This window comes from Cellulomonas triticagri, assembly GCF_003696205.1.
GTDB lineage: Bacteria > Actinomycetota > Actinomycetes > Actinomycetales > Cellulomonadaceae > Cellulomonas > Cellulomonas triticagri.
In genome coordinates, this window is record NZ_RFFI01000049.1 from 1 (window position 1) to 19312 (window position 19312).

Annotated in this window: 19 protein-coding genes; 7 read left to right on the plus strand and 12 right to left on the minus strand. The window is 75.8% G+C overall.

Annotated features, from left to right (window positions below):
- The 3 genes from EBM89_RS21215 to EBM89_RS10250 all read right to left on the minus strand — a co-directional run.
- The coding region (locus tag EBM89_RS21215; RefSeq protein WP_500778885.1) for an aromatic acid exporter family protein at window positions 1-610 on the minus strand (610 nt) is incomplete at its 3' end.
- A 17-nt stretch (window positions 611-627) separates the two neighbouring features.
- Window positions 628-975 (minus strand): hypothetical protein, encoded by a 348-nt coding sequence (locus EBM89_RS10245; protein ID WP_122149341.1) that lies wholly within the window; start codon window positions 973-975, stop codon window positions 628-630.
- Window positions 976-1074: 99 nt separating this feature from the next.
- Window positions 1075-2688 carry a methyl-accepting chemotaxis protein gene (locus EBM89_RS10250; protein WP_122149361.1) on the minus strand — a complete coding sequence of 538 codons (1614 nt, stop codon included), beginning with the start codon at window positions 2686-2688 and terminating at the stop codon, window positions 1075-1077.
- A 306-nt stretch (window positions 2689-2994) separates the two neighbouring features.
- Between EBM89_RS10250 and EBM89_RS10255 the strand changes: the two genes are divergently transcribed.
- The 6 genes from EBM89_RS10255 (at window position 2995) to EBM89_RS10280 (ending at window position 8834) form a co-directional block, all read left to right on the plus strand.
- Window positions 2995-3828 (plus strand): MurR/RpiR family transcriptional regulator, encoded by an 834-nt coding sequence (locus EBM89_RS10255; RefSeq protein ID WP_122149342.1) that lies wholly within the window; start codon window positions 2995-2997, stop codon window positions 3826-3828.
- Between the two features lie 86 nt (window positions 3829-3914).
- Window positions 3915-5087: an ABC transporter substrate-binding protein gene (locus tag EBM89_RS10260; protein ID WP_199732058.1), complete on the plus strand. Its 1173-nt coding sequence runs from the start codon at window positions 3915-3917 to the stop codon at window positions 5085-5087.
- 8 nt (window positions 5088-5095) lie between these two features.
- Window positions 5096-6826, plus strand: coding sequence for an ABC transporter permease (locus tag EBM89_RS10265; protein ID WP_199732059.1), 1731 nt, complete (start codon window positions 5096-5098; stop codon window positions 6824-6826).
- A 2-nt stretch (window positions 6827-6828) separates the two neighbouring features.
- Window positions 6829-7923, plus strand: a complete 1095-nt coding sequence (locus EBM89_RS10270) for an ABC transporter ATP-binding protein (RefSeq protein ID WP_122149344.1) — start codon at window positions 6829-6831, stop codon at window positions 7921-7923.
- Window positions 7920-8489, plus strand: a complete 570-nt coding sequence (locus EBM89_RS10275) for a histidine phosphatase family protein (protein WP_122149345.1) — start codon at window positions 7920-7922, stop codon at window positions 8487-8489. Before EBM89_RS10270 ends, EBM89_RS10275 begins: the two co-directional genes overlap by 4 nt.
- Window positions 8490-8576: 87 nt before the next feature.
- A complete protein-coding gene (locus tag EBM89_RS10280) occupies window positions 8577-8834 on the plus strand; it encodes an ATP-binding protein (RefSeq protein ID WP_122149346.1) in 258 nt (85 codons plus the stop codon).
- On the opposite strand, the gene EBM89_RS10285 is transcribed toward EBM89_RS10280, so the two are convergent.
- Entirely contained in the window at window positions 8743-9726 is a 984-nt protein-coding gene (locus EBM89_RS10285; protein WP_122149347.1) for a TIGR03557 family F420-dependent LLM class oxidoreductase, read from the minus strand. The genes EBM89_RS10280 and EBM89_RS10285 overlap by 92 nt on opposite strands.
- 140 nt (window positions 9727-9866) lie before the next feature.
- Between EBM89_RS10285 and EBM89_RS10290 the strand changes: the two genes are divergently transcribed.
- A complete protein-coding gene (locus EBM89_RS10290) occupies window positions 9867-11165 on the plus strand; it encodes a PucR family transcriptional regulator (RefSeq protein WP_147463519.1) in 1299 nt (432 codons plus the stop codon).
- Between the two features lie 56 nt (window positions 11166-11221).
- Here EBM89_RS10290 and EBM89_RS10295 read toward each other — a convergent pair whose 3' ends face one another.
- The 8 genes from EBM89_RS10295 to EBM89_RS10325 are packed head-to-tail and all read right to left on the minus strand — an operon-like array spanning window position 11222 to window position 19307.
- Window positions 11222-12193, minus strand: a complete 972-nt coding sequence (locus EBM89_RS10295; RefSeq protein ID WP_158609626.1) for an LLM class flavin-dependent oxidoreductase — start codon at window positions 12191-12193, stop codon at window positions 11222-11224.
- A gap of 2 nt (window positions 12194-12195) precedes the next feature.
- Window positions 12196-13494 carry a pyridoxal-phosphate dependent enzyme gene (locus EBM89_RS10300; RefSeq protein ID WP_122149350.1) on the minus strand — a complete coding sequence of 433 codons (1299 nt, stop codon included), beginning with the start codon at window positions 13492-13494 and terminating at the stop codon, window positions 12196-12198.
- Window positions 13491-14678: a M24 family metallopeptidase gene (locus tag EBM89_RS10305; protein ID WP_158609628.1), complete on the minus strand. Its 1188-nt coding sequence runs from the start codon at window positions 14676-14678 to the stop codon at window positions 13491-13493. The genes EBM89_RS10300 and EBM89_RS10305 overlap by 4 nt, the downstream gene beginning before the upstream one ends.
- On the minus strand, window positions 14675-15727 hold the full coding sequence (locus tag EBM89_RS10310) for an LLM class flavin-dependent oxidoreductase (protein WP_122149352.1): 1053 nt from the start codon (window positions 15725-15727) through the stop codon (window positions 14675-14677). Before EBM89_RS10310 ends, EBM89_RS10305 begins: the two co-directional genes overlap by 4 nt.
- Window positions 15724-16572, minus strand: a complete 849-nt coding sequence (locus EBM89_RS22090; protein WP_233571661.1) for an ABC transporter ATP-binding protein — start codon at window positions 16570-16572, stop codon at window positions 15724-15726. The genes EBM89_RS10310 and EBM89_RS22090 overlap by 4 nt, the downstream gene beginning before the upstream one ends.
- Entirely contained in the window at window positions 16559-17416 is an 858-nt protein-coding gene (locus EBM89_RS22095) for an ABC transporter ATP-binding protein (protein ID WP_233571662.1), read from the minus strand. Before EBM89_RS22095 ends, EBM89_RS22090 begins: the two co-directional genes overlap by 14 nt.
- Window positions 17413-18288: an ABC transporter permease gene (locus tag EBM89_RS10320; RefSeq protein WP_122149353.1), complete on the minus strand. Its 876-nt coding sequence runs from the start codon at window positions 18286-18288 to the stop codon at window positions 17413-17415. The genes EBM89_RS22095 and EBM89_RS10320 overlap by 4 nt, the downstream gene beginning before the upstream one ends.
- Window positions 18285-19307 (minus strand): ABC transporter permease, encoded by a 1023-nt coding sequence (locus EBM89_RS10325; RefSeq protein ID WP_122149354.1) that lies wholly within the window; start codon window positions 19305-19307, stop codon window positions 18285-18287. The genes EBM89_RS10320 and EBM89_RS10325 overlap by 4 nt, the downstream gene beginning before the upstream one ends.
- Window positions 19308-19312 lie beyond the last annotated feature (5 nt).

Here is a 19312-nt window from a genome sequence, read left to right on the forward strand (position 1 = left end):
CGTCCCGCGCGCCCCGGAGGACGGCCGGCCCCGGCACCTCCTGCGCCGGGTCCCGCAGGGCGCCGGCGAGGGCGTCCAGGTGGTCGCCCGCGGCGTCGCGCAACCGGCTGAGCGCGCGGTCCGCCGGCGTCAGCGGCAGGGGCGGCAGCAGGGCGGAGACGCCGATGCCGACCCCCGCGCCGACCAGCGTGGGCCCCACGTACGCGGACACGTAGCCCACCGGGTCCGCGTTGCCGATGATGAGGACGAACAGCGCGGAGGACGGGATCCACGACCGCTGGTCGCCGACCGCCCGCCACCCGCCGGCGAGCACGCCGAGCAGCACGACGAGGGCGAGCCCGACGAGAGAGGGCAGGGGGAGCAGGTCGACGACCCGCGCGATCACGGCGCCGACCGCGATGGCGAGTACCGCCTGGGCGGACTGCCGGGTCGACCCGCGCACCGAGGCCGACGAGGCGATGACGGCACCGAGCGGGGCGTAGTAGGGATACTCGCTCCACGGCCCGGGGACCAGGGTGACGAGCAGCCAGGCGAGGACCGCGGCGACCGTGGTGCGCACGGCGCGGGCGAGCCAGGGGACGCGGGCCAGGGCGCGCGAGGCCCGGCGCACGCCCGCGGTGAGCGCGCTCAGCGGGGCCGTGCCGGGGCCGGACCGGACGGCAGCGCGACGTCGCGGGCGGCCTGCCGCCGCGCGAGGTGCACCCGCAGCAGCCCGTGCAGGACCACGTTGAGCACCGCCGCGCCGATGGCGCAGGCGAGCAGCGCCCCGCTCGGCCAGGTGGGCGGCGCGAGCAGCAGCAGCGCGGTCCACGGCAGCCCGAACGGCAGCACCGCGAGGTACGCGAGCCCGGCACCGATGTTCGCGTCGGGGGCCTCGGGCACGGCGAGCAGCACGAGGACGAGGGACAGGACGATCACGACCACCGCGTGGGCGATCAGCAGCCGCGGGACGCGGCGCGGTCGGGGAGCGGTCATGCTCCCATCCTGTGCCGGGACCCGGCGGGGCCGCACCTCGGCGCCGGGGGTCGTGCCCCGGCGCCGAGGTGGCCCGCCGTCACGACGGGTGGTGCGACGTCAGTACGTGAACGCCGAGACCTGCCGGCGCAGGTCCGCGGACTGCGTGGCGAGGTCGCGCACGGCGGCCTCCACCTGCTCCAGCACGCCCGCGGAGGTCTCCGCCGACGAGGCGACGCCGGTGATGTTCGTGGCGATCTCGCCCGAGCCCGTGGCGGCCTCCGCGACGGACCGGGACATCTCCGTCGTCGTGGCGGTCTGCTCCTCGACCGCCGAGGCGATGGTGAGCTGGTAGTCGTTGATGCTGGTGATGATGCCCGCGATCTCCCCGATCGCGGCGACGGCGCCGGTGGTGTCGCCCTGGATGGCCTCGACGCGGCGCGCGATGTCCTCGGTGGCCTTGGCGGTCTCCTGCGCGAGCTCCTTGACCTCCCCCGCGACGACCGCGAAGCCCTTGCCCGCCTCGCCCGCACGGGCCGCCTCGATGGTGGCGTTCAGCGCCAGCAGGTTGGTCTGCTCCGCGATGGAGGTGATGGTCTTGACGACGTTGCCGATCTCCTGCGACGAGGCCCCGAGCCGGGCGACCTGGTCGTTGGTGACGGCGGCGGCCTCGGTGGCCTGCCCCGCGACGCGCGCGGCCTGGGACGCGTTCTGGGCGATCTCCCGGATGGACGCGCCCATCTCCTCGGCGCCGGCGGCCACGGTCTGCACGCTGCGCGACACCTGCTCGGCGGCCGCGGCGACGACCCCGGCCTGCGCCGAGGTGTCCCGGGACCGGGCGAGGACCTGGCTGCTCGCGCCGGACATCTGCTCGACGGCCCCGGCGACGGAGGTCGCGACGCCCGCGACGGACGCCAGCGTGGTCCGCAGCGACTCCTGCGCGGTGCCGAGCGCGCGGGCCATCCGCCCGAGCTCGTCGTCGGACCGCACCTGCGGCGTGCGCGTGAGGTCGCCGCGGGACAGCGCCTCCACGGAGCGGCCGACCTCGGCGACGGTGCGCACGATCTGCCGGGTGACGAGGACCGCGAGCGCGAGCGCGACGGCGATGCCGGCGACCAGGGCGACGACCAGGGTGGTGCGGGTGCTGGACACCAGCGCGGTGCCGGTCTCGAACTCGACGCGCGCGGCCTCGGCCTTGGCCTCCGACTCCGCGGACACGTCCTCCAGCGCGGCGTCCCCGGTCGGGTAGACCGACGCCTCGTAGACGACCTGCAGCTCCTCGTCGGTGGCCCCGGCGTCGACGGCCGGCGCGAACTCCTCGGCGAACGCCCGGTGGTAGGCGGCGGCCGATGTGCGGGCGTGCTCCGCGCGCTCCGGGTCGGAGGCGAGCGGCGCGTACTCGTCCAGCAGCGCCATGAGGTCGCCCTCGCGCCCGGCGATCTCCTCGGCCAGCGCGGGACGGTCCGCGGCGGGCGTGAACGCGTACAGGTTCACCCGCGTCCGGGTGCCCTGGAAGGTGCGCTGGATCTCGTCCAGCATGTCGAGGGGACGCACGTCCTCCTCGTAGAGCGTCGCCTGCCCGGCCCCCAGCCGTTGCACGCTCGCGACGGCCAGCGCCCCCATGCCGGCCGCGACGATCGTGAGGACGGCCACGATCGCGCCGATCTTCACGGCGATCGGGCGGCTGGCGAACCAGGGGGAGCGGGTGGGGACGGTCGGGCTCGTGCCGGGCACGGAGGCCTCCAAGGGGGGTGGTGGGCGCCGCCGGGGGTGGTGCGGCTCGTCCTCTCCCGTCGGCCCGCGCCCGCGGCACCTGAACGGAGCCGCCCGTGGGTGTCGTCACAGGGTGAGAACGGGCCGGATCGGGAACCCGACGGGCCGGCCGGGGCCGTCGGAGGACTGTCGCAGGGCCGTGGCAGGGCCGTCGCGGGGCCGTCAGGTGGCCCGCCCGGCGACCGCCGGACGGCAGGTCCGTGAACGGCACGTGAACGTGCTCGGCTTGCGCTCGATGCAAGTCCCGTTGCACCTAGCGTCCGGAACGTGCTCATCACCGACCTCGCCAAGGGCCGCGGCGACCGCCTCACGGCGACCGACCGCCGGCTCGTCGCGGTGCTCCAGGCCCGGCCCGCGGAGGCCGCGTTCTGGTCCGCCGCCGACCTGACCGAACCGCTGGGCCTGCACCAGTCCGCGGCGACGCGGATGGCGCAGCGTCTCGGGTTCGACGGCTACCCGCGGCTGCGGGACGCGTTGCGCGGGGACTACCTCGCCGGGGACGGACCGTCCCAGCGGGTCCGCGAGCGCCTCGACCGGCACCCCGACGACGTGCTGCGCGGGTTGGTGGACGACGAAGTCGCGGCCCTCGCGGAGGTGCCGCGGCACGTCACCCAGGACGAGCTCGACGACCTCGCGGACCGGATCGCCGCCGCGGGCCGGGTGCTGGTGCTCGGCCAGGGCAACGCGACGGCCCTGGTCGAGCTGCTGGTCCGGCGGCTGCGCCGCTCCGGCGTCGTCGCCTCCGGCGCGGCCGTGTCCCAGCCCCGCGAGGTCGCGGAGCACCTGGCGGGGCTCGGCCCGGGGGACGTGCTGCTGGTGTGCGCGTTCCGGCGGGTCCCGGACCTGCTCGGCCCGGTCCTGGAGGAGGCGGCGGCCGCGGGTGCGGTCACCGCCCTGCTGACGGACACCCTGCTGACTGTCGTCCCGCAGCCGGACGTCATCCTCGCCGCGCCGCGCGGCCACGACGACGCCTACCTGTCGCTCACCGTCCCGATGGCCATCGCCAACGCCCTGGTCCTCACCCTCGCCCGCCGGGCGCCCGAGCGCGTCATCGGCGCCCTCGACCGCCTCGGCCGGCTCCTGGAGCGCTTCGACGCCTGACCCCCGCAGACCGGCCCGTCCCACCCGTCCCGCCCGTCCTACCCCTCGTGCCCCCGCACGCCACCCCTCGGAGAACAGGACCCGCCATGCCCTCGCGCATCCGCACCCGCACCCGCACCGCCCTCGCCGCGGTCCCGCTGGCGCTCGCCCTCACCGCCCTCACGGCCTGCGGCGCGGGCTCCCCGGCCGCCGAGCCCGACACCACCGACTGGGACGCCCTCACCCACGACGAGCTCGTGGAGCGCGCGCAGGAGGAGGGCACCGTGACCGTGTACGCGTTCACCAGCCGCATCGCGCAGGTCGAGGCGGCGTTCGAGGCCGAGTACCCGGGCATCGACGTCGTCGCGAGCGACATCTCCTCGACGGAGCTCATCACCCGGCTGGCGAGCGAGCACGCCGCCGGCTCGGCGACGGCGGACGTCGCGTACGTCTCGGACGCCCCGGTCGTGGTGACCGAGCTGCTGGCGGACGGCGTGCTGGTGCCGTACGTGCCGCCGCGGGTCGCGGGCGCGCTGCCGGAGGAGTACCGGTCCCCGCTGGTCGCGAACCGGCTGTCGACGAAGGTGCTGATGTACAACGAGGAGGCGTACCCCGACGGGTCTCCGGTGCAGAACCTGTGGGCGCTGACCGAACCGGAGTGGGCGGGCAAGGTCGTGCTGGTGGACCCGAACGTCCGGGGCGACTACCTCGACCTCGCGACGGAGCTCTCGCTGCGGGCCGACGAGATGGCCGCCGCGTACGAGGAGCACACCGGCGAGGCGCTGGTGCTGGACGAGGGCGTCGAGGACGCGGGCCTGCAGTTCCTCGCGGACCTGTACGCGAACGACGCGGTGCTGGTGGACGACACCGACACCGTGAACGCCGCGGTCGGCGCCACAGGCCAGGCGGCGCCGCCGGTCGGGTTCACGTCGTACTCGGACCGCCGCGACAACGAGGACGAGGGCTGGGCCCTGCAGGTCGCCGCCGGCGTCGCCCCGTCGCCGGGGATCGCGTTCCCCGCGCAGATCGGCGTGACCGCTGACGCGGCGAACCCGGCGGCCGCCCGCCTCCTGGCGGACTTCCTGATGGGCGACGACTCCGGGACCGGGGGACCGGGCTTCGAGCCCTTCTACGTCGCCGGTGACTACCCGACACGCACCGACGTGGAGGCCCCGGCCGACGCGGTCTCGCTGGACGAGCTCGGCGCGTGGGAGATCGACCCGGAGGCGTCCGCCGCCCGGCGCGGGGACGTCGCCGACTTCCTGCTCACCGTCCAGTGAGGTCGGTCGTGCGTGCGGCGACGGCACGGGGTGCCGCCGCCGCGCGGCGGCCCGTGGTGTGGCTGGCCGCCGGGGTCGTCGCGGTCCTGGTCCTGCTGGTGGCGCTGCCGCTGGGCGGTCTGGTGCGGGCGACGGTCGGGCCGGGTGCGGACGGCGCCTGGGGCGACGTCGCCTCGGGCCCGCTCGCGGACGCGCTGCTCTGGCAGCCGCTGCGGGGCTCCCTCCTGGTCGGGCTGGGCACGGGCGTGCTCGCCACGGTGCTCGGGGCGTTCCTCGCCTGGGTGGTCGTGCTGTCCGACGTCCCCGGCCGCAAGGTGATCGGCGTCCTGGCCGCGGTGCCGTTCGCGCTGCCGTCCTTCGCCCTCGCGCTGGCGTGGGAGACGGTGTTCCGCAACGACCGCGTCGGCGGCAACCCGGGGCTGCTGGCGGCGCTCGGCGTCGCGGTGCCGGACTGGCTCGCGTGGGGTCCGGTGCCGGTGGTGCTGACCCTGGTCGCGCACTACTTCTCGCTGAGCTACCTGGTGATCGCCGCGGCGCTGGCGAACGTCGGCGGCGACGTCGTCGCGGCGGCCGAGCTCACCGGCGCGTCCCGGCTGCGCGTCGCGACGCGGATCGTGCTGCCGTCCGTGGCGCCCGCCGTGCTGTCCGGCTTCCTGCTGGCGTTCGCGGAGGGGGTGTCGAACTTCGCGGTCCCCGCGCTGCTCGGGCTGCCGGTGCGGTTCCAGACGCTGAGCACCCGCCTGTACGGGGCGATCTCCACCGGCGACGCGGAGCGCGGCTACGTGCTGTCGATCGTGCTGGTCGTGGTCGCCGGTCTGGTGCTCCTGGTCGGCAACCGGCTGACAGCGGGGCGGTCCTACTCGACCATCACGGGCAAGGCGACGCGCGCCCGCCTCGTCCGCACCGGTGCCGCGCGGCTGCCCCTGGCCGCGCTGGCCTGGGCGCTGGTGGCGGCCACGGCCGTCGTGCCCGGCGTGGTGCTCGCGCTGAGCACCGTGCTGCGCCGCAGCGGCAGCCTGGACGGCGGCCTCACCTGGCACTACTGGGTGGGGGAGTCGGACCCGTCGGTCGCGCAGGGGCTGCGCGGCGTGCTCCGCGACCCCACCGTGCTCGACGCGCTGGGCGGCACCCTGCGGCTCGGTGTCGTCGTCGCGGTGTGCGCCGTGGTGCTCGGGGCGCTGGCCGCCGCGGTGCTGCGCGCCCTGCCCCGGGCCCGTGCCCTGCACGCGACGGTCGGCCTGCTCGGCTACGTGCCGTTCCTCATCCCGGGTGTCGCCCTCGGCGCGGCGGTGATCGCGCAGTTCGGCGCCCCGACCGGCCCGCTGCCCGCCTTGTACGGCACGTTCGCGATCCTCGTGCTCGCGGGGGTCGCGGCCAGCCTGCCGTTCGCCCTGCAGACCGCGCGGGCGGCCTTCGGGCAGGTGTCCCGCGAGCTCGACGAGGCGGCCGTGCTGACCGGCGCGGTCGCACCCCGCCGGTTCGCCCGGATCACCCTGCCCCTGGTGTCGCGCGGCCTCGCGAACGGCGCCGTCCTGGTGTTCGTGACGATGGTCCGCGACCTGTCCGTGGTGGTGCTGCTGGTCACGCCCGCGACGCCGCTGCTGTCGATGACGACGTTCCGGTACGCCTCCGAGGGCTTCACCCAGCACGCCAACGCCATCACCCTCGTCATCGCGCTGATCGCGGTGACGGCCACCCTGCTCGCCCGCCGGCTCGAGCCCGGCCGCAAGGAGTCCTGACCATGACCACCCTCGCCCTCGACGGCCTCGGCAAGCGGTTCGGCGCCGCGACCGCCGTCGCCGACCTGACCCTCGACGTCCCGTCCGGCGCGTTCCTCGTGCTGCTCGGACCGTCGGGCTGCGGCAAGACGACCACGCTCCGGATGCTCGCGGGCCTGGAGGAGCCCACCTCGGGCCGGATCCGGCTGGGCGACCGCGTCGTCGCCGACCCCGCGGCGGGCGTGCTCGTGCCCGCGCAGCGGCGGGGTACCGGCATGGTGTTCCAGAGCTACGCGCTGTGGCCGCACATGTCGGTGCGGCAGAACGTCGCCTGGCCGCTGGCCGTCGCCCGCTGGTCGCGCGCGGACCGCACGGCGCGGGTCACGGAGGTGCTGGCCGCCCTGGACATCGCGGACCTCGCCGACCGCAGCCCCGCGCAGATCTCCGGCGGGCAGCAGCAGCGCGTCGCCATCGCCCGGACCATCGCGCCCCGGCCGGAGGTCGTGCTGTTCGACGAGCCGCTGTCCAACCTGGACGCCCGGCTGCGGGTGGAGACGCGCGACCTGCTGGGCCGGGTGCACCGGTCCACCGGGGCGACGAGCGTCTACGTCACGCACGACCAGGTGGAGGCCCTGGCGCTGGCGACGCACGTCGCGGTGCTGCGCGACGGCCGCCTGGAGCAGGTGGGCACGCCCACCGAGCTGCTGGAGCGCCCCGCCACGGCGTTCGTGGCGGGCTTCCTCGGCAACCCGCCCGCGGTGCTGCTGGCCGGCGAGACCCGCGACGGCGTGCTGCGGCGCGGGGACCTGCGCCTGGCCGACGTCCCCGGCGGCGCGACCGCCCGGCACGCGATGTACCGCCCGCAGGACCTGCGCCTCGACCCCGAGGGGGAGGTCGACCTGGACGTGGTCGAGTCCACCCCGGCGGCGGGCGACCACCTCGTCACCGGCCTGGTCCCGGCGGTCGCGGCTGGCCGTGCCGGCTCGGGCGAGACCGACGCCGGCCCGCAGCGGATCACCGTCGTCGCGGACCGCCGCGTCGAGCCCGGGACCCGCACCCGGCTGCGGCTGCCGGCCGTGCCCGCCGCGCTGTTCGGCCCGGACGGGGCGCGGCTGTGACGGCCGTCCTGCTGGTCCGGCACGGCGCCACGGCCTGGACGGGGGAGCGCCGCCTGCAGGGCCGGACCGACGTGGACCTCAGCGAGCAGGGCCGGGCGGACGTCCGCGCGCTGGCCCCGGCCGTGGCGGCGTGGGCCCCGCGCACCGTGGTGGTGTCCCCGCTGGCCCGCGCCCGCTCGACCGCCGCGATCCTGGTCAGCGGGTGGGACGCGGCCCCCGAACCGCTGGTCGACGACCGGTGGGCCGAGCACGGGCTCGGCGACTGGGAGGGCCGCACCCCGGACGAGATCGGCCCGGACTACGCCCGCTGGCGCGCGGGCGAGGTGGTTCCGCCGGGGGGCGAGCCCGCGGCGTCCACCCGCGACCGGGTGGCGGCCGCGCTGCACGACGCCGCCGCGCTGCCCGGTCCGGTGCTCGTGGTCGCGCACGGCGGCGTGGTCCGGGCGGCGCTGGACGTGGGCCTCGGCCTCGGCGCGGCCCACCTCGTCCCCGCGGGGGCCCCGAGCCTCACGGTCCTCGACGTGGAGTCCGGCCGCGCGCGCCTGCGGCACTACAACGTCGTCTGACCGCCGGTCGGGACCCGGTGGTGCGCTCGCCCAGCCCTCGGCGCACCCCTGGACAGCGCGTACCCGCGTCCAGCATCGTGGGCGTCCATGACGGCTCCCGCGCGGGCGCTGCTCGGCCGGGCCGCCGAGCTGGACCGGGTCGCGGGCGTCGTGCTGGGTGCGCGCAACGGCCAGAGCGGCGCGCTGGTCGTGCGCGGCGAGCCGGGGATCGGCAAGACGAGCCTGCTGCGGCGCAGCGAGGTGCTGCCGACGCTCAGCGCACGAGCGCCGGCAGCACCTCGCGGGAGAACACGTCGATCCACTCGCGCTGGTTGCGCCCCACGTTGTGCAGGTACACGTGCGTGAACCCGGCGTCCACGAACCGCTGGATCTCGGCGCGGTGCGCGTCGGGGTCCGCGGACACGAGCATCCGGCCCTCGAAGTCCTCGGGGCGCACCAGCCGGGCCATCTGCTCGAAGTCGTAGGGCGAGCGGATGTCGCCCTTGGGGAACTTCATGCCCCCGTTCGGCCACTCGGTCATGGCGTTCGCGACGGCCTCCTCGTGCGTCGGCGCCCACGACAGGTGCAGCTGCAGGATCTTCGGCATCGCGTCCGGGTCCTTGCCCGCCTCGCGCGCGCCCTCGGCGAACCTGTCCAGGATCCCGCCGACCTTCTCCAGCGTGGCCCCGGGCGTGATGATGCCGTCCACCTCGCGCCCGGTGCGCTTCGCGGTGATCGGGCCCGCGGTGGCGATGTAGATCGGCGGCGCCTCGTCGAGCGTCCACAGCCGGGTCTTCTCCAGAGTGAAGAACTCGCCGCGGTGCTTGACCTCCTTGCCGCTGAACAGCTTGCGGATGATCTCCACGGCCTCCCACATGCGGCGCAACCGGTCGGGGGCCTCGGGCCAGTAGCCGCCGACGACGTGCTCGTTCAGCGCCTCGCCCGAGCCGAGCCCGAGCCAGTGCCGGCCCGGGTACATCGCGGCGAGCGTCGCGGACGCCTGCGCGACCATCGCCGGGTGCATCTTGAACGACGGGCAGGTCACGCCCGGACCGAGGTCGGTGGTGGTCGCCGCGCCGACGGCGGTCAGCAGGTTCCAGACGAACGGCGCGTGCCCCTGCGCGGGCACCCACGGCTGGAAGTGGTCGGCGGCCATCGTGCCGGTGAACCCGGCGGCCTCGGCCGCGCGGCACAGGTCGACGAGCTCGGTGGGGTGGAACTGCTCGCTCATGGCGGCGTACCCGATCTGGGCGGTCATGCGGTCCTCCGGTGGTGCGGGCGGGGTGCGGGGCGGGGTGCGGGGGACGACACGGGCCGGACACACGGGGCTGCGACCATGGCGGCCGGGCGGTGGTCGGGCGACGTGCCGCGCACGGGGGCGGGACGACGGGAGACGTGATGGCGAGGAGCCCCGAGGCGGTGCTGCGGGTGGCCCGGTCGATGGTCGCCGACTTCGAGGAGATCATCGGCGAGATCACCGACCGGGTCTGGCGGAGCGTCCCCGCGTACCCGCAGGTCGTGGTCGACCGGGGCGACCTGTCCGGGCAGGTGCGGGACTCGATCCTCAACGTGCTGGTCTGCGTGATGGAGGACCGGCCGCCGTCGGAGGCCGAGCTCGCCACCGCCGCGGCGAACGGCGAGCGCCGCGCGCTGCAGGGCGTCGCGCAGGCCGCGATCATCCAGTCGTACCGCAACGCCGAGCGCAGCCTCGTGGACACCTTCCAGGCGCGCTGCGCCCGGATGCACGTCCCGGTGGGCGCGCTGCGTGCCGGGCAGCAGCAGGTGGTGACGGTCCTCGACCAGCTCGAGGGCGCGATGCTGCGCACCTACGCCGAGATGCAGCAGCGGATCGCGACGCGCACGGTGCTGACGGAGCCGGACCTGATGAACCGCCTCGTCAGCGGCGAGCCGATCGACCCGGCCGACCTGGCCCGCCTGGTGCGCACCCTGGGTCTGGGTGTGGACGACGCGACCCGTGTCGTCGGTCTCGCGCTGGCGCCCGCGGGACCCGTGGACGAGGACGGCGACGTCGACCCGGCGCGGGTCGCCGAGATCCGGCACCACGCCGTCGCGCACCTGCACGCGGTCACCGGCACGTCGCCCCTGTCCGGGGTGGTGCGGCAGGACGACGGCAGCCCCGTGGTCGTGCTGGCCCTGCCGTTCGACGGCCCGGTCGCCGACCTCGGCACCCGCCTCGCGGCCGGCCTGGACCGGCGACGCACCGCCGTCGCCGCCCTGGGCGCGGTGGGGGAGCCGCGGCGGGGGCTCGCGGCGGTCGGCGGGTCCTGCCGCCAGGCGATCGGCGCGCTGGCCGTCGCCCGGCGGCGCGGTGTGGAGCGCGACGTCGTGCTGTTCTCCGGCGTCCTGCTGGAGGTCCTCGCGATGCGGGACCCGCGCATGGTGGTCAACGTGCAGGACCGCTACCTGCGCCCGCTCGCCGCGCACGAGCACCTGGTGGAGACCCTGCGCGTGCACCTGGCGACCGACCTGTCGGTGCCCGAGACGGCGCGGCGCCTGGTCGTGCACCCGAACACGGTCGCCTACCGGCTGCGCCGGGTGCACGAGCTCAGCGGGCTGGACCTGCACCGGGTGCACGACGTCGCGCTCGCCGTGCTGGCCGTGGGCGGGCTCGCGCTCGGCATCAGCGCGGACAGCCACGGCAGCGCGGCGCTGGACGAGGACGCCGCGCGCGCCTGACGGCGTCGCCCCCGGGATCAGGACCAGGGCCAGGACCGGGGCCAGGACGGCGACCGTCACGCGAGCAGGCCGGCAGCCCGCGCGCACGCGGCGGCGGCGTCCAGCGCGGGCGCCGCGGGGGAGACGCCGTCGTCCATCACCACGAGGGTGTCCAGCCCGGCGTCCGCGAACGCGCGCATCCCCGCGGCGACCTCGTCGGGAGTGCCCGCGAGCGTGAACGTGCGCAGCACGTCGTCGTCCACCAGGTCCGCGCCGTCGGCGCCCGCGAGCAGCCGCTCCCGCAGCGCGGTGGCGCGGTCGGCGGGCAGCCCGGGCACGGCGGTGATCGGCGAGGCCCCGTGCATCCCGAGGAACCGCGCGGAGCGCGACCGCACCCGGTCCCGGGCGAGCGCGCCGTCGTCGTCGCAGGAGAACGCCGCGTAGCCGGTGAGGCGCAGGTCCGGGCGCGGGTGCTGCTCGCGGATCCACCGCACGTACGCGGGCGTGGACAGCACCGAGAGCATCAGCCCGTCGGCGACGCGCGCGCCGACGGACAGCGCCCGCTCGCCCTTGACCCCGAGGTACAGCGGCACGTCGGTGCGCAGCGGCGCGAACGACAGCCCGGCGTCCAGCGGCAGCCCGTTGACCTCCTCGCGCACGACCTCCCCGGCGAGCAGCCGGCGCAGCGCGGCCGTGTACGCCTCGAGCGTGGAGATCGGCTTCGCGAACGGGATGCCGAGCCGCCCCTCCATCCAGCCCTGGTTGCTCGCGCCGAGCCCCACGGTGAGCCGGCCGCCGGACACCTCGTCCAGGGCCGCGCACTCCATCGCGGTGAGGGCGACGTGCCGGGTCCACGGGTTGATCACGCCGAGCCCGACGCCGACCCGCGACGTCGCCGCCGCGACCGCCCCGGCCACGGCGAACGCGCCGCGCTCCAGGTAGTCCTCGCTGAGCCAGACCTCGGCGAACCCGAGGTCCTCGGCCTGCCGGGCGAGCGCGACGGCGGTCCCGGCGTCGCGGCGCCCGGCGGGGGCGTAGGCGATCCGCACCCTCAGCCCTCCCCGCTCGTCGCCGTGCTCGTGGCACTCGTGACCGCGTCGAACGCCGCGAGCGTCGGCGCGATGACGGGCACCGGGGCGAGGCGCGCGGCGGTGGCGCCGACGTCCTTCAGGCCGGTGGACGTGCCGAGCAGCACGACCGTGTCCGAGGCCGCGACGACGCCGCGCTCCACCAGGGTCGGCAGCACCGCGTACGTGATGATCGACGACGCCTCCAGGTACAGCCCCTCGGAAGCGGCCAGCGTCGCCTGCGCGCGCATCACCTGCTCGTCGTCGGCGGTCGCGGCGGCGCCGTCCGTGGCACGCAGGGCGTCCCACGCCTGCCAGGTCGCCATGGCGGAGCCGATGGAGAACGCGACGGTCGGTGCGGTCGGCACGGCGGCGCCCGGGACGAACCCGTCGCGCAGCGCGACCTCGTGCGGGCCGAACGGCTCGGCGGCGACCATCCGCGGCACTCGGTCGGCGAGGCCCAGGTCGACCAGGTCGCGGAACCCGCGCACCATCCCCGCGGTGCCGTCGCCGTAGGCCACGGGCGCGACGACGACGTCCGGCACGCGCCCGCCGAGCTGCTCCCAGAGCTCGTAGGCGATCGTCTTGTAGCCGTCGACGCCGAACGGGTTGGAGCCCGACGGCGGGCTGAGGTACCCGGAGACGGGCACCCAGCCCCGATCCTCCACGCCCGCGCGCATGACGACCCAGCGGTCCCGGGGGTCGTCGAACGCGACGACGTCCGCGCCGTACGACTGCATGAGCGTCTTCATCGTCTCGGGCACGGACGCGATGGTGAGCACGACGCAGCGCAGCCCGGCGCGCGCGGCGTACGCGGCCGTGGCGGCTCCGTGGTTGCCGGTCGACGCGACCACGACGGTGTCGTGCCCCTGCTGCACGGCCTTGGTCACGGCGACGGCCGCGAGCCGGTCCTTGTACGACCAGGTCGGGTTGCGGGACTCGTCCTTGACCAGCAGGGCGGGCAGACCGACGGCCGCACCGGCCCGGGGGACCGGCACCAGCGGGGTGCCGCCCTCACCGAGCGAGACCAGCGGCCCGGCGGGGTCGACGGGCAGCAGCGACGCGAACCGGAAGACCCCCGGCCCCGTGCCCGGCGCGGGCAGCGCGGTGGTGCCGGCGAGGTCGTAGACGGGCGAGGCATACGCGTGCACGTCCTGCGCGAGGGCCGTCGCGGACGGGCGGTACGCCTCGGCCTCGGTGACGGTCGCCCCGGTGACGCCGTCGCGCAGCACGCCGGTGTAGGCGCTCGTGCTGGTGCTCGCGGTGCTGGTGCTCGTGCTCATGCGGGGACCTCCACCAGGCCGCGGGCGAGCGTGGTGAGGGGCGTGACGCCGTCGGCGGTGACCACCAGCGCGTCCTCCACCATCATCCCGCCCCAGCCGAGCTCGTAGTAGGGCGTCTCGAAGCAGAACGTCATGCCCTCGACGAGCGGCACGTCCTCGCCGGGCCGGACGATCGGCGCCTCGTAGACCTCCAGGCCGATGCCGTGCCCGCAGTGCTGCCGCCGGTACGGCGCGAGACCGCCGCGCTGCGTGACCTCCACCGCGAGGTCGAACAGCGACGCCGCCGAGACGCCGGGCCGGGCGGCGGCGAGCTGGGCGTCGAGCCCGGCGAGGATCGCGTCGTACCGCTGCGCCTGCAGATCGGTGGGGGCGCCGAGCACCGCGGTGCGGCCGATGTCGGACCAGTAGCCGTCCACGAGGCAGCCGACGTCGAACCGCAGCAGGTCGCCCGCGGCGAGCGGCCGGTCGGTGCTCACGGCGTCGGCGAGCGCCGAGCGCGGGCCGGAGGTGACGACGGTGAACTTCGGCAGCCCGCCGCCGTCGACCATCGTGCGGGCGACGACCCGGGCGAGCTCGGCCTCCGTGACGCCCGGTGCGGCGACGGCGGAGGCCGCGACGATCCCGGCCTCGGCGAGCCGGGCGGCCCGGGCGAGCAGCGCGACCTCCCCGGGCAGCTTGACCGCGCGGACGCCCGCGAGCCACGCGGTGGCGTCCACCCAGGCCACGTCGGGCAGGGCGGCGGCGAGGGCCGCGCGCAGCGGGGCGGGGCACGCGGCCTCGTCCAGCCCGAGCGTGCCGGTCCCGACGCCCGCGCGGTGCACGGCGGCGGTGATCGCCTCGACCGCGCCGGGGTGCTCGTCCACCAGCCGGGTAGCCGTAGCCGCCGACCCGGCGGACTCGAAGTAGAACCGGCCGAACGCGACGAAGTCGTCCTCGCCGATCCCCGCGTCGAACGCGGGGGCGCTGTCGGCGACGGGCCCGGCGAGCACGGTGCGCGACCCGGTGACGACGGCGGCGACCGACGACGTCCCGTGCACGGCCCCGGACATCGACCGGTACCCGGTCGCGTAGTCGACGTTCGCGGCGGACATCGCGACCACCGCGTCGAACGGGGCGTCGGCGAGGTGCGCGAGCAGGCGCGCGGTCCGCGCGGCCACGAGCGCGGGGCGGGGGGTGGTGCTCACAGGGCGTCTCCTGCCGTCGTGGTGCTGGTGGTGCTGGTGGTGCCCGCGTTCACGGGCGCGATGACCTCCTCGGCGAACCGGGCCATCTGGTCCAGCGTCTCGTCCACGGTGGTGCACGCGAACAGCAGCGCGGACAGCGTGGTGACCCCGGCCTCGGCGTAGGCATGCACCTGGTCCTGGATCTGCGCGGTCGAGCCGACGAGGTTGCGGGCGGCGAACCCGTCCTGCTGGCCCTTGAGCGTGGACTTCGACAGCGACCGCATGTGCTGGTGCAGCTGGGTGCGCTCGAAGCGGGCCATGGCGTCCGCCTCGGACGTGCCCATGGCGACCGACAGCTGCGGGGCGACGTCGAAGTCCGCGGGCAGCACGCGGCCGATCGCCTCGGCCTCGCGCCGGATGTCCGCGAGCCCCGCGGCGACCTCGGCCGGGCTGAGCACGGCGGGCAGCCAGCCCGTGCCGTACCGGGCGGCGCGCTGCTTCGACCCCACGGCGTTGCCGCCGGACAGGATCGGCAGGGTCGCCTGCGCGGGCTTCGGGAACGACTCGACGTCCTCGAACTGGAGGAACTCGCCGTGGAACGACGACCGGCGGTCGCGCAGCAGGGTCTCCAGCGAGGCGAGGAACTCCTCGGCCTGCCGCCCGCGGTGCAGCGTGTTGCCCGGCCACATGGCGTCGGTCTCCTCGCGGTACGCGCCGATGCCGACGCCCAGGATGAACCGCCCGCCCGACAGCTGGTCGAGCGTCGCGGCCTGCTTCGCCGCCACGACGGGGTGCCGGAACGCCATCACGGTGATCGCCGTGGCCAGCCGCAGCCGGGACGTGCACGCCGCGACATAAGACAGGTAGAGGTACGGGTCGTAGAACCGCGGCGGCGCGTCGAACTCGGCCCGGACGTACTGCTGCGTGGTCACGTGGTCGTTGCCCCAGACCGAGTCGAAGCCGAGGCGCTCGGCCTCGACCGCGAGCCGCACGGCCTGCTCGGGGTCGGCGTAGGGCACCGGGTACATCAGGCCCTCGGTGCCGGTGGGGACTCCCAGTCCGAACTTCATCGGGCGATCTCCTCGTCGTGGGGGGTGGCGGGTGCCGGGGTCGTGCCGGGCCCGGACGTGCTGCCGGGCAGGCGGCGTGCCCGGCGGCGCGGGTCGGCGACCGGCACGGCCGCGAGCAGCGCCCGGGTGTAGTCCTCGCGGGGCGTGTCCAGCACGGCGGCGGTCCCGCCGCGCTCGACCACGAGCCCCTGGTGCATGACGACCACCTCGTCGGCGATCTGCCGGACCACCGAGATGTCGTGCGTGATGAACAGGTAGGCGGCCTGGGTGCTCTGCTGCAGGTCGCGCAGCAGGGCGACGACTCGGCCCCGCACCGACTGGTCCAGCCCGGAGGTCGGCTCGTCCAGCACCACCAGGTCCGGCGCGGGCGCGAGGGCCCGGGCGATGGCGACGCGCTGCTGCTGCCCGCCCGACAGCTCGCCGGGCAGCCGGGTGCGCATCGTCGCCGGCAGGCCGACCAGGTCCAGCAGCTCGGCCACCCGGGTCCCCGCGGCGGCGCCGCGCGTCCCGGACAGCCGGGCCAGCGGCTCGCGCAGGATCCGGTCCACGGTCCACCGGGGGTCGAGCGACTGGTACGGGTGCTGGAACACCATCTGCACCGACCGGCGCCGCTCGCGGTCCCACGAGCCCAGCAGGTCGAACCCGCCGAACGTCGCCGTGCCCGACGTCGCGCCGTGCAGTCCGGCGACGACCCGGCCGAGCGTCGACTTGCCCGACCCGGACTCGCCGACCAGCGCGAGGGTCCGGGCGGTGTCGAGGTCCAGGTCGACGCCGCGCAGGGCGTGCACGGTTCGCCCGCGGACCGAGAACGTCTTGGTGACGTCCCGGAGCTCAAGCAGCGCCATGGCCGGCCTCCTCGCCCGCGGTCACCAGGTACCGCGTGTACTCGTGCTGGGGGGACTCGAACAGCTCCACGACCCCGGTGGTCTCGACCAGGTCGCCGCGGTACAGCACCGCGACGCGGTCGCAGAGCTCCGCGACCACCCCCAGGTCGTGCGTGATCAGCAGGACGCCGCAACCCGTCTCGTCGGCGAGCTCCGCGATCAGGGCGAGGATCTGCGCCTGCACCGTCACGTCCAGCGCGGTGGTCGGCTCGTCGGCGATCAGCAGGGCCGGGCGGCAGGCCAGCGCCATCGCGATCATCACGCGCTGGCACATCCCGCCGGACAGCTGGTGCGGGTACGCCCGGGCCACGCGCGCGGGGTCGGTGATGTGCACCCGGCCGAGCAGCCGCTCCGCCTCGGCGCGCGCCGCCTTCCGGTCCGCGCCGGGGCCGTCCGCCTGGTGCAGCCGCACCATCCGGGCGATCTGGTCGCCGACCCGCATCAGCGGGTTGAGCGAGTCCTTGGGGTTCTGGAAGATCATCGCGAACCGGTGCGCGACCGACCGGCGGGCCGTGCCCGTCGCGTCCGCCCCGTCGACCAGGACGCGGCCGCCGGTGACCGCGATGCCGTCGGGCAGCACGCCCATCACCGCCAGCGACGTCATCGACTTGCCGGACCCGGACTCGCCGACCAGGCCGACGATCTCGCCGGGGGCCACGGTGAGGCTGACGTCGCGCAGCAGCGACTGGCCGGTGCGGGACACCTCGACGGACAGCCCCTCCAGCGCGAGCACGGGGTGCGCGGTGGTCGTGGTGCTGGTCGTGCCGGCCGTGCCCGTCGTGGGGGATGTCGTGGTGCCGCTCATCGGTCGCCTCCCAGGTCGTCGCCGACGAAGTGCAGGCCCATCACCGTCACCGCGATCAGCAGGCCGGGGAAGAACGCCGTCCACCACTGGCCGGTCAGCATGTTCTGCGCGCCCTCGGCGACCATGACGCCCCACTCCGGGGTCGGCGCGTGGATGCCGATGCCGAGGTAGGCCAGGCCCGCGACGTTGAGGATCGAGTAGCCGCACACGAGCGTGAACTGCACCGCCGCAGGGCGCAACGAGTTCGGCAGCATGTGGCCGAACGCGATCCGCGCCCACCCGGCGCCGGACACCCGGGCGCCGTCCACGTACTCGAGCTCGCGCTGCGCCAGCGCCTCCGCGCGGACCAGCCGCACGAACGGCGGCACCGCCGCGACCGCGAGGGCCAGCGCGAGCTTCGGGACGCTCTCGCCGATGGCGAGCAGCAGGATCATCGCCAGCACGAAGCCGGGGAAGGACATCAGCACGTCCACGCAGCGCATGATCACGTCGTCCACCCGGCCACCGAGGTACCCGGAGACGACGCCGAGCGCGGAGCCGACCACCATCGCCAGCAGGGCGACGCTGACGCCGAGCATCAGGTCCAGCCGGATCGCGTGCACCGCGCGGGCGAGCACGTCGCGGCCGTAGAAGTCGGTGCCGAACCAGTGCGCCGCCGACGGCGCCTGGAGCGCGGCGGACGGCTCGACCGCCAGCGGGTCGGCCACCAGGAACGGTCCGACCACCCCGACGACGACGAGCACGCCGAGGATGCCGAGGCCGACCCACAGGAACGGGCGGGGTCGCCGGGTCCGCGCCCGCGCGGCGTCGGCGGTGCTGGTGGGCGAGGTGGTCGTGGGCGGGGTGGTCGTGGCCGTGTCGGTCGCGGTCATGCGCGGGCACCTCCGAGCCGGATGCGGGGGTCGATCAGGCCGTACGCCAGGTCGATGAGGACGTTGAGCGCGATGTAGAGGATCCCGATGACGATCGCGTAGCCCTGCAGGATCTCGAGGTCGTTCGCGCGCACGGCGTCGTACGCGAGCCGGCCCATCCCGGGCCAGGAGAACAGCTGCTCGACGATGACGTTCCCGCCGAGCAGGAAGCTGAACACCAGGCCCAGCGACGTGAGGATCTGCAGCATCGCGTTGCGCATCTGGTCCCGCCAGAGCACGGTGCGCGGCGCCACGCCGAACGCCCGGGCCGTGCGGACGTAGCCCGTCCCGGCGGTGGCGATCAGCGCCGAGCGGACCATCTTCACCACGGCGGCCGAGGCGCCGATGCCGAGGGTCAGCGCGGGGAGCACCAGGTACCGGACGGCCTGGCCCGCGGTGGCGGGGTCGCCCGCGAGCAGCGCGTCCAGCACGTACATGCCGGTGACGTCCGGGGGCGGGGGCGTCCCCACGGGGAGCCGCCCGATCGGGCCGGGCAGCAGCCGGGCGGTCGAGAACAGCCCGAAGATCAGGAGCAGACCCAGCCAGAACGGCGCCATCGACGAGCCGAGCACCGCGTACACGCGGCCGACGGCGTCGGCGGTGCGCCCGCGGTGCGCCGCGGCGAGCACCCCGACCGGGACGCCGATGACGACCGCCACCAGCAGCGCGGCGAGCGCGAGCTCGATCGTCGCGGGCAGCCGGGCGAACAGCTCGGTGCCGACGTCGCGGCCGGTGGACACGGCCTGGCCGAGGTCGCCCTGGGCGAGACGCACCAGGTAGTCCTTCAGCTGGACCAGCAGCGGGTCGTCGAGGCCGTACGACGCGCGGAGCGCCGCGATGTCGTCGGCGCTCGCCTCGGGGCCGAGCCGGGCCGCCGCCGCGTCGCCCGGCAGGATCCGGGTGACGAGGAAGACGACCAGGACCAGCCCGAGGACCGTCAGCGCCGAGATGCCGAGGCGGCGCAGGACGTACCGGGTCACGTCGG

Coding starts and splice junctions, on each gene's coding strand:
- EBM89_RS10245 (WP_122149341.1), bottom strand. CDS start 975: ATGACCGCTCCCCGACCGCGCCGCGTCCCGCGGCTGCTGATCGCCCAC.
- EBM89_RS10260 (WP_199732058.1), top strand. CDS start 3,915: ATGCCCTCGCGCATCCGCACCCGCACCCGCACCGCCCTCGCCGCGGTC.
- EBM89_RS10270 (WP_122149344.1), top strand. CDS start 6,829: ATGACCACCCTCGCCCTCGACGGCCTCGGCAAGCGGTTCGGCGCCGCG.
- EBM89_RS10280 (WP_122149346.1), top strand. CDS start 8,577: ATGACGGCTCCCGCGCGGGCGCTGCTCGGCCGGGCCGCCGAGCTGGAC.
- EBM89_RS10285 (WP_122149347.1), bottom strand. CDS start 9,726: ATGACCGCCCAGATCGGGTACGCCGCCATGAGCGAGCAGTTCCACCCC.
- EBM89_RS10290 (WP_147463519.1), top strand. CDS start 9,867: ATGGCGAGGAGCCCCGAGGCGGTGCTGCGGGTGGCCCGGTCGATGGTC.
- EBM89_RS10300 (WP_122149350.1), bottom strand. CDS start 13,494: ATGAGCACGAGCACCAGCACCGCGAGCACCAGCACGAGCGCCTACACC.
- EBM89_RS10310 (WP_122149352.1), bottom strand. CDS start 15,727: ATGAAGTTCGGACTGGGAGTCCCCACCGGCACCGAGGGCCTGATGTAC.
- EBM89_RS22090 (WP_233571661.1), bottom strand. CDS start 16,572: ATGGCGCTGCTTGAGCTCCGGGACGTCACCAAGACGTTCTCGGTCCGC.
- EBM89_RS22095 (WP_233571662.1), bottom strand. CDS start 17,416: ATGAGCGGCACCACGACATCCCCCACGACGGGCACGGCCGGCACGACC.
- EBM89_RS10320 (WP_122149353.1), bottom strand. CDS start 18,288: ATGACCGCGACCGACACGGCCACGACCACCCCGCCCACGACCACCTCG.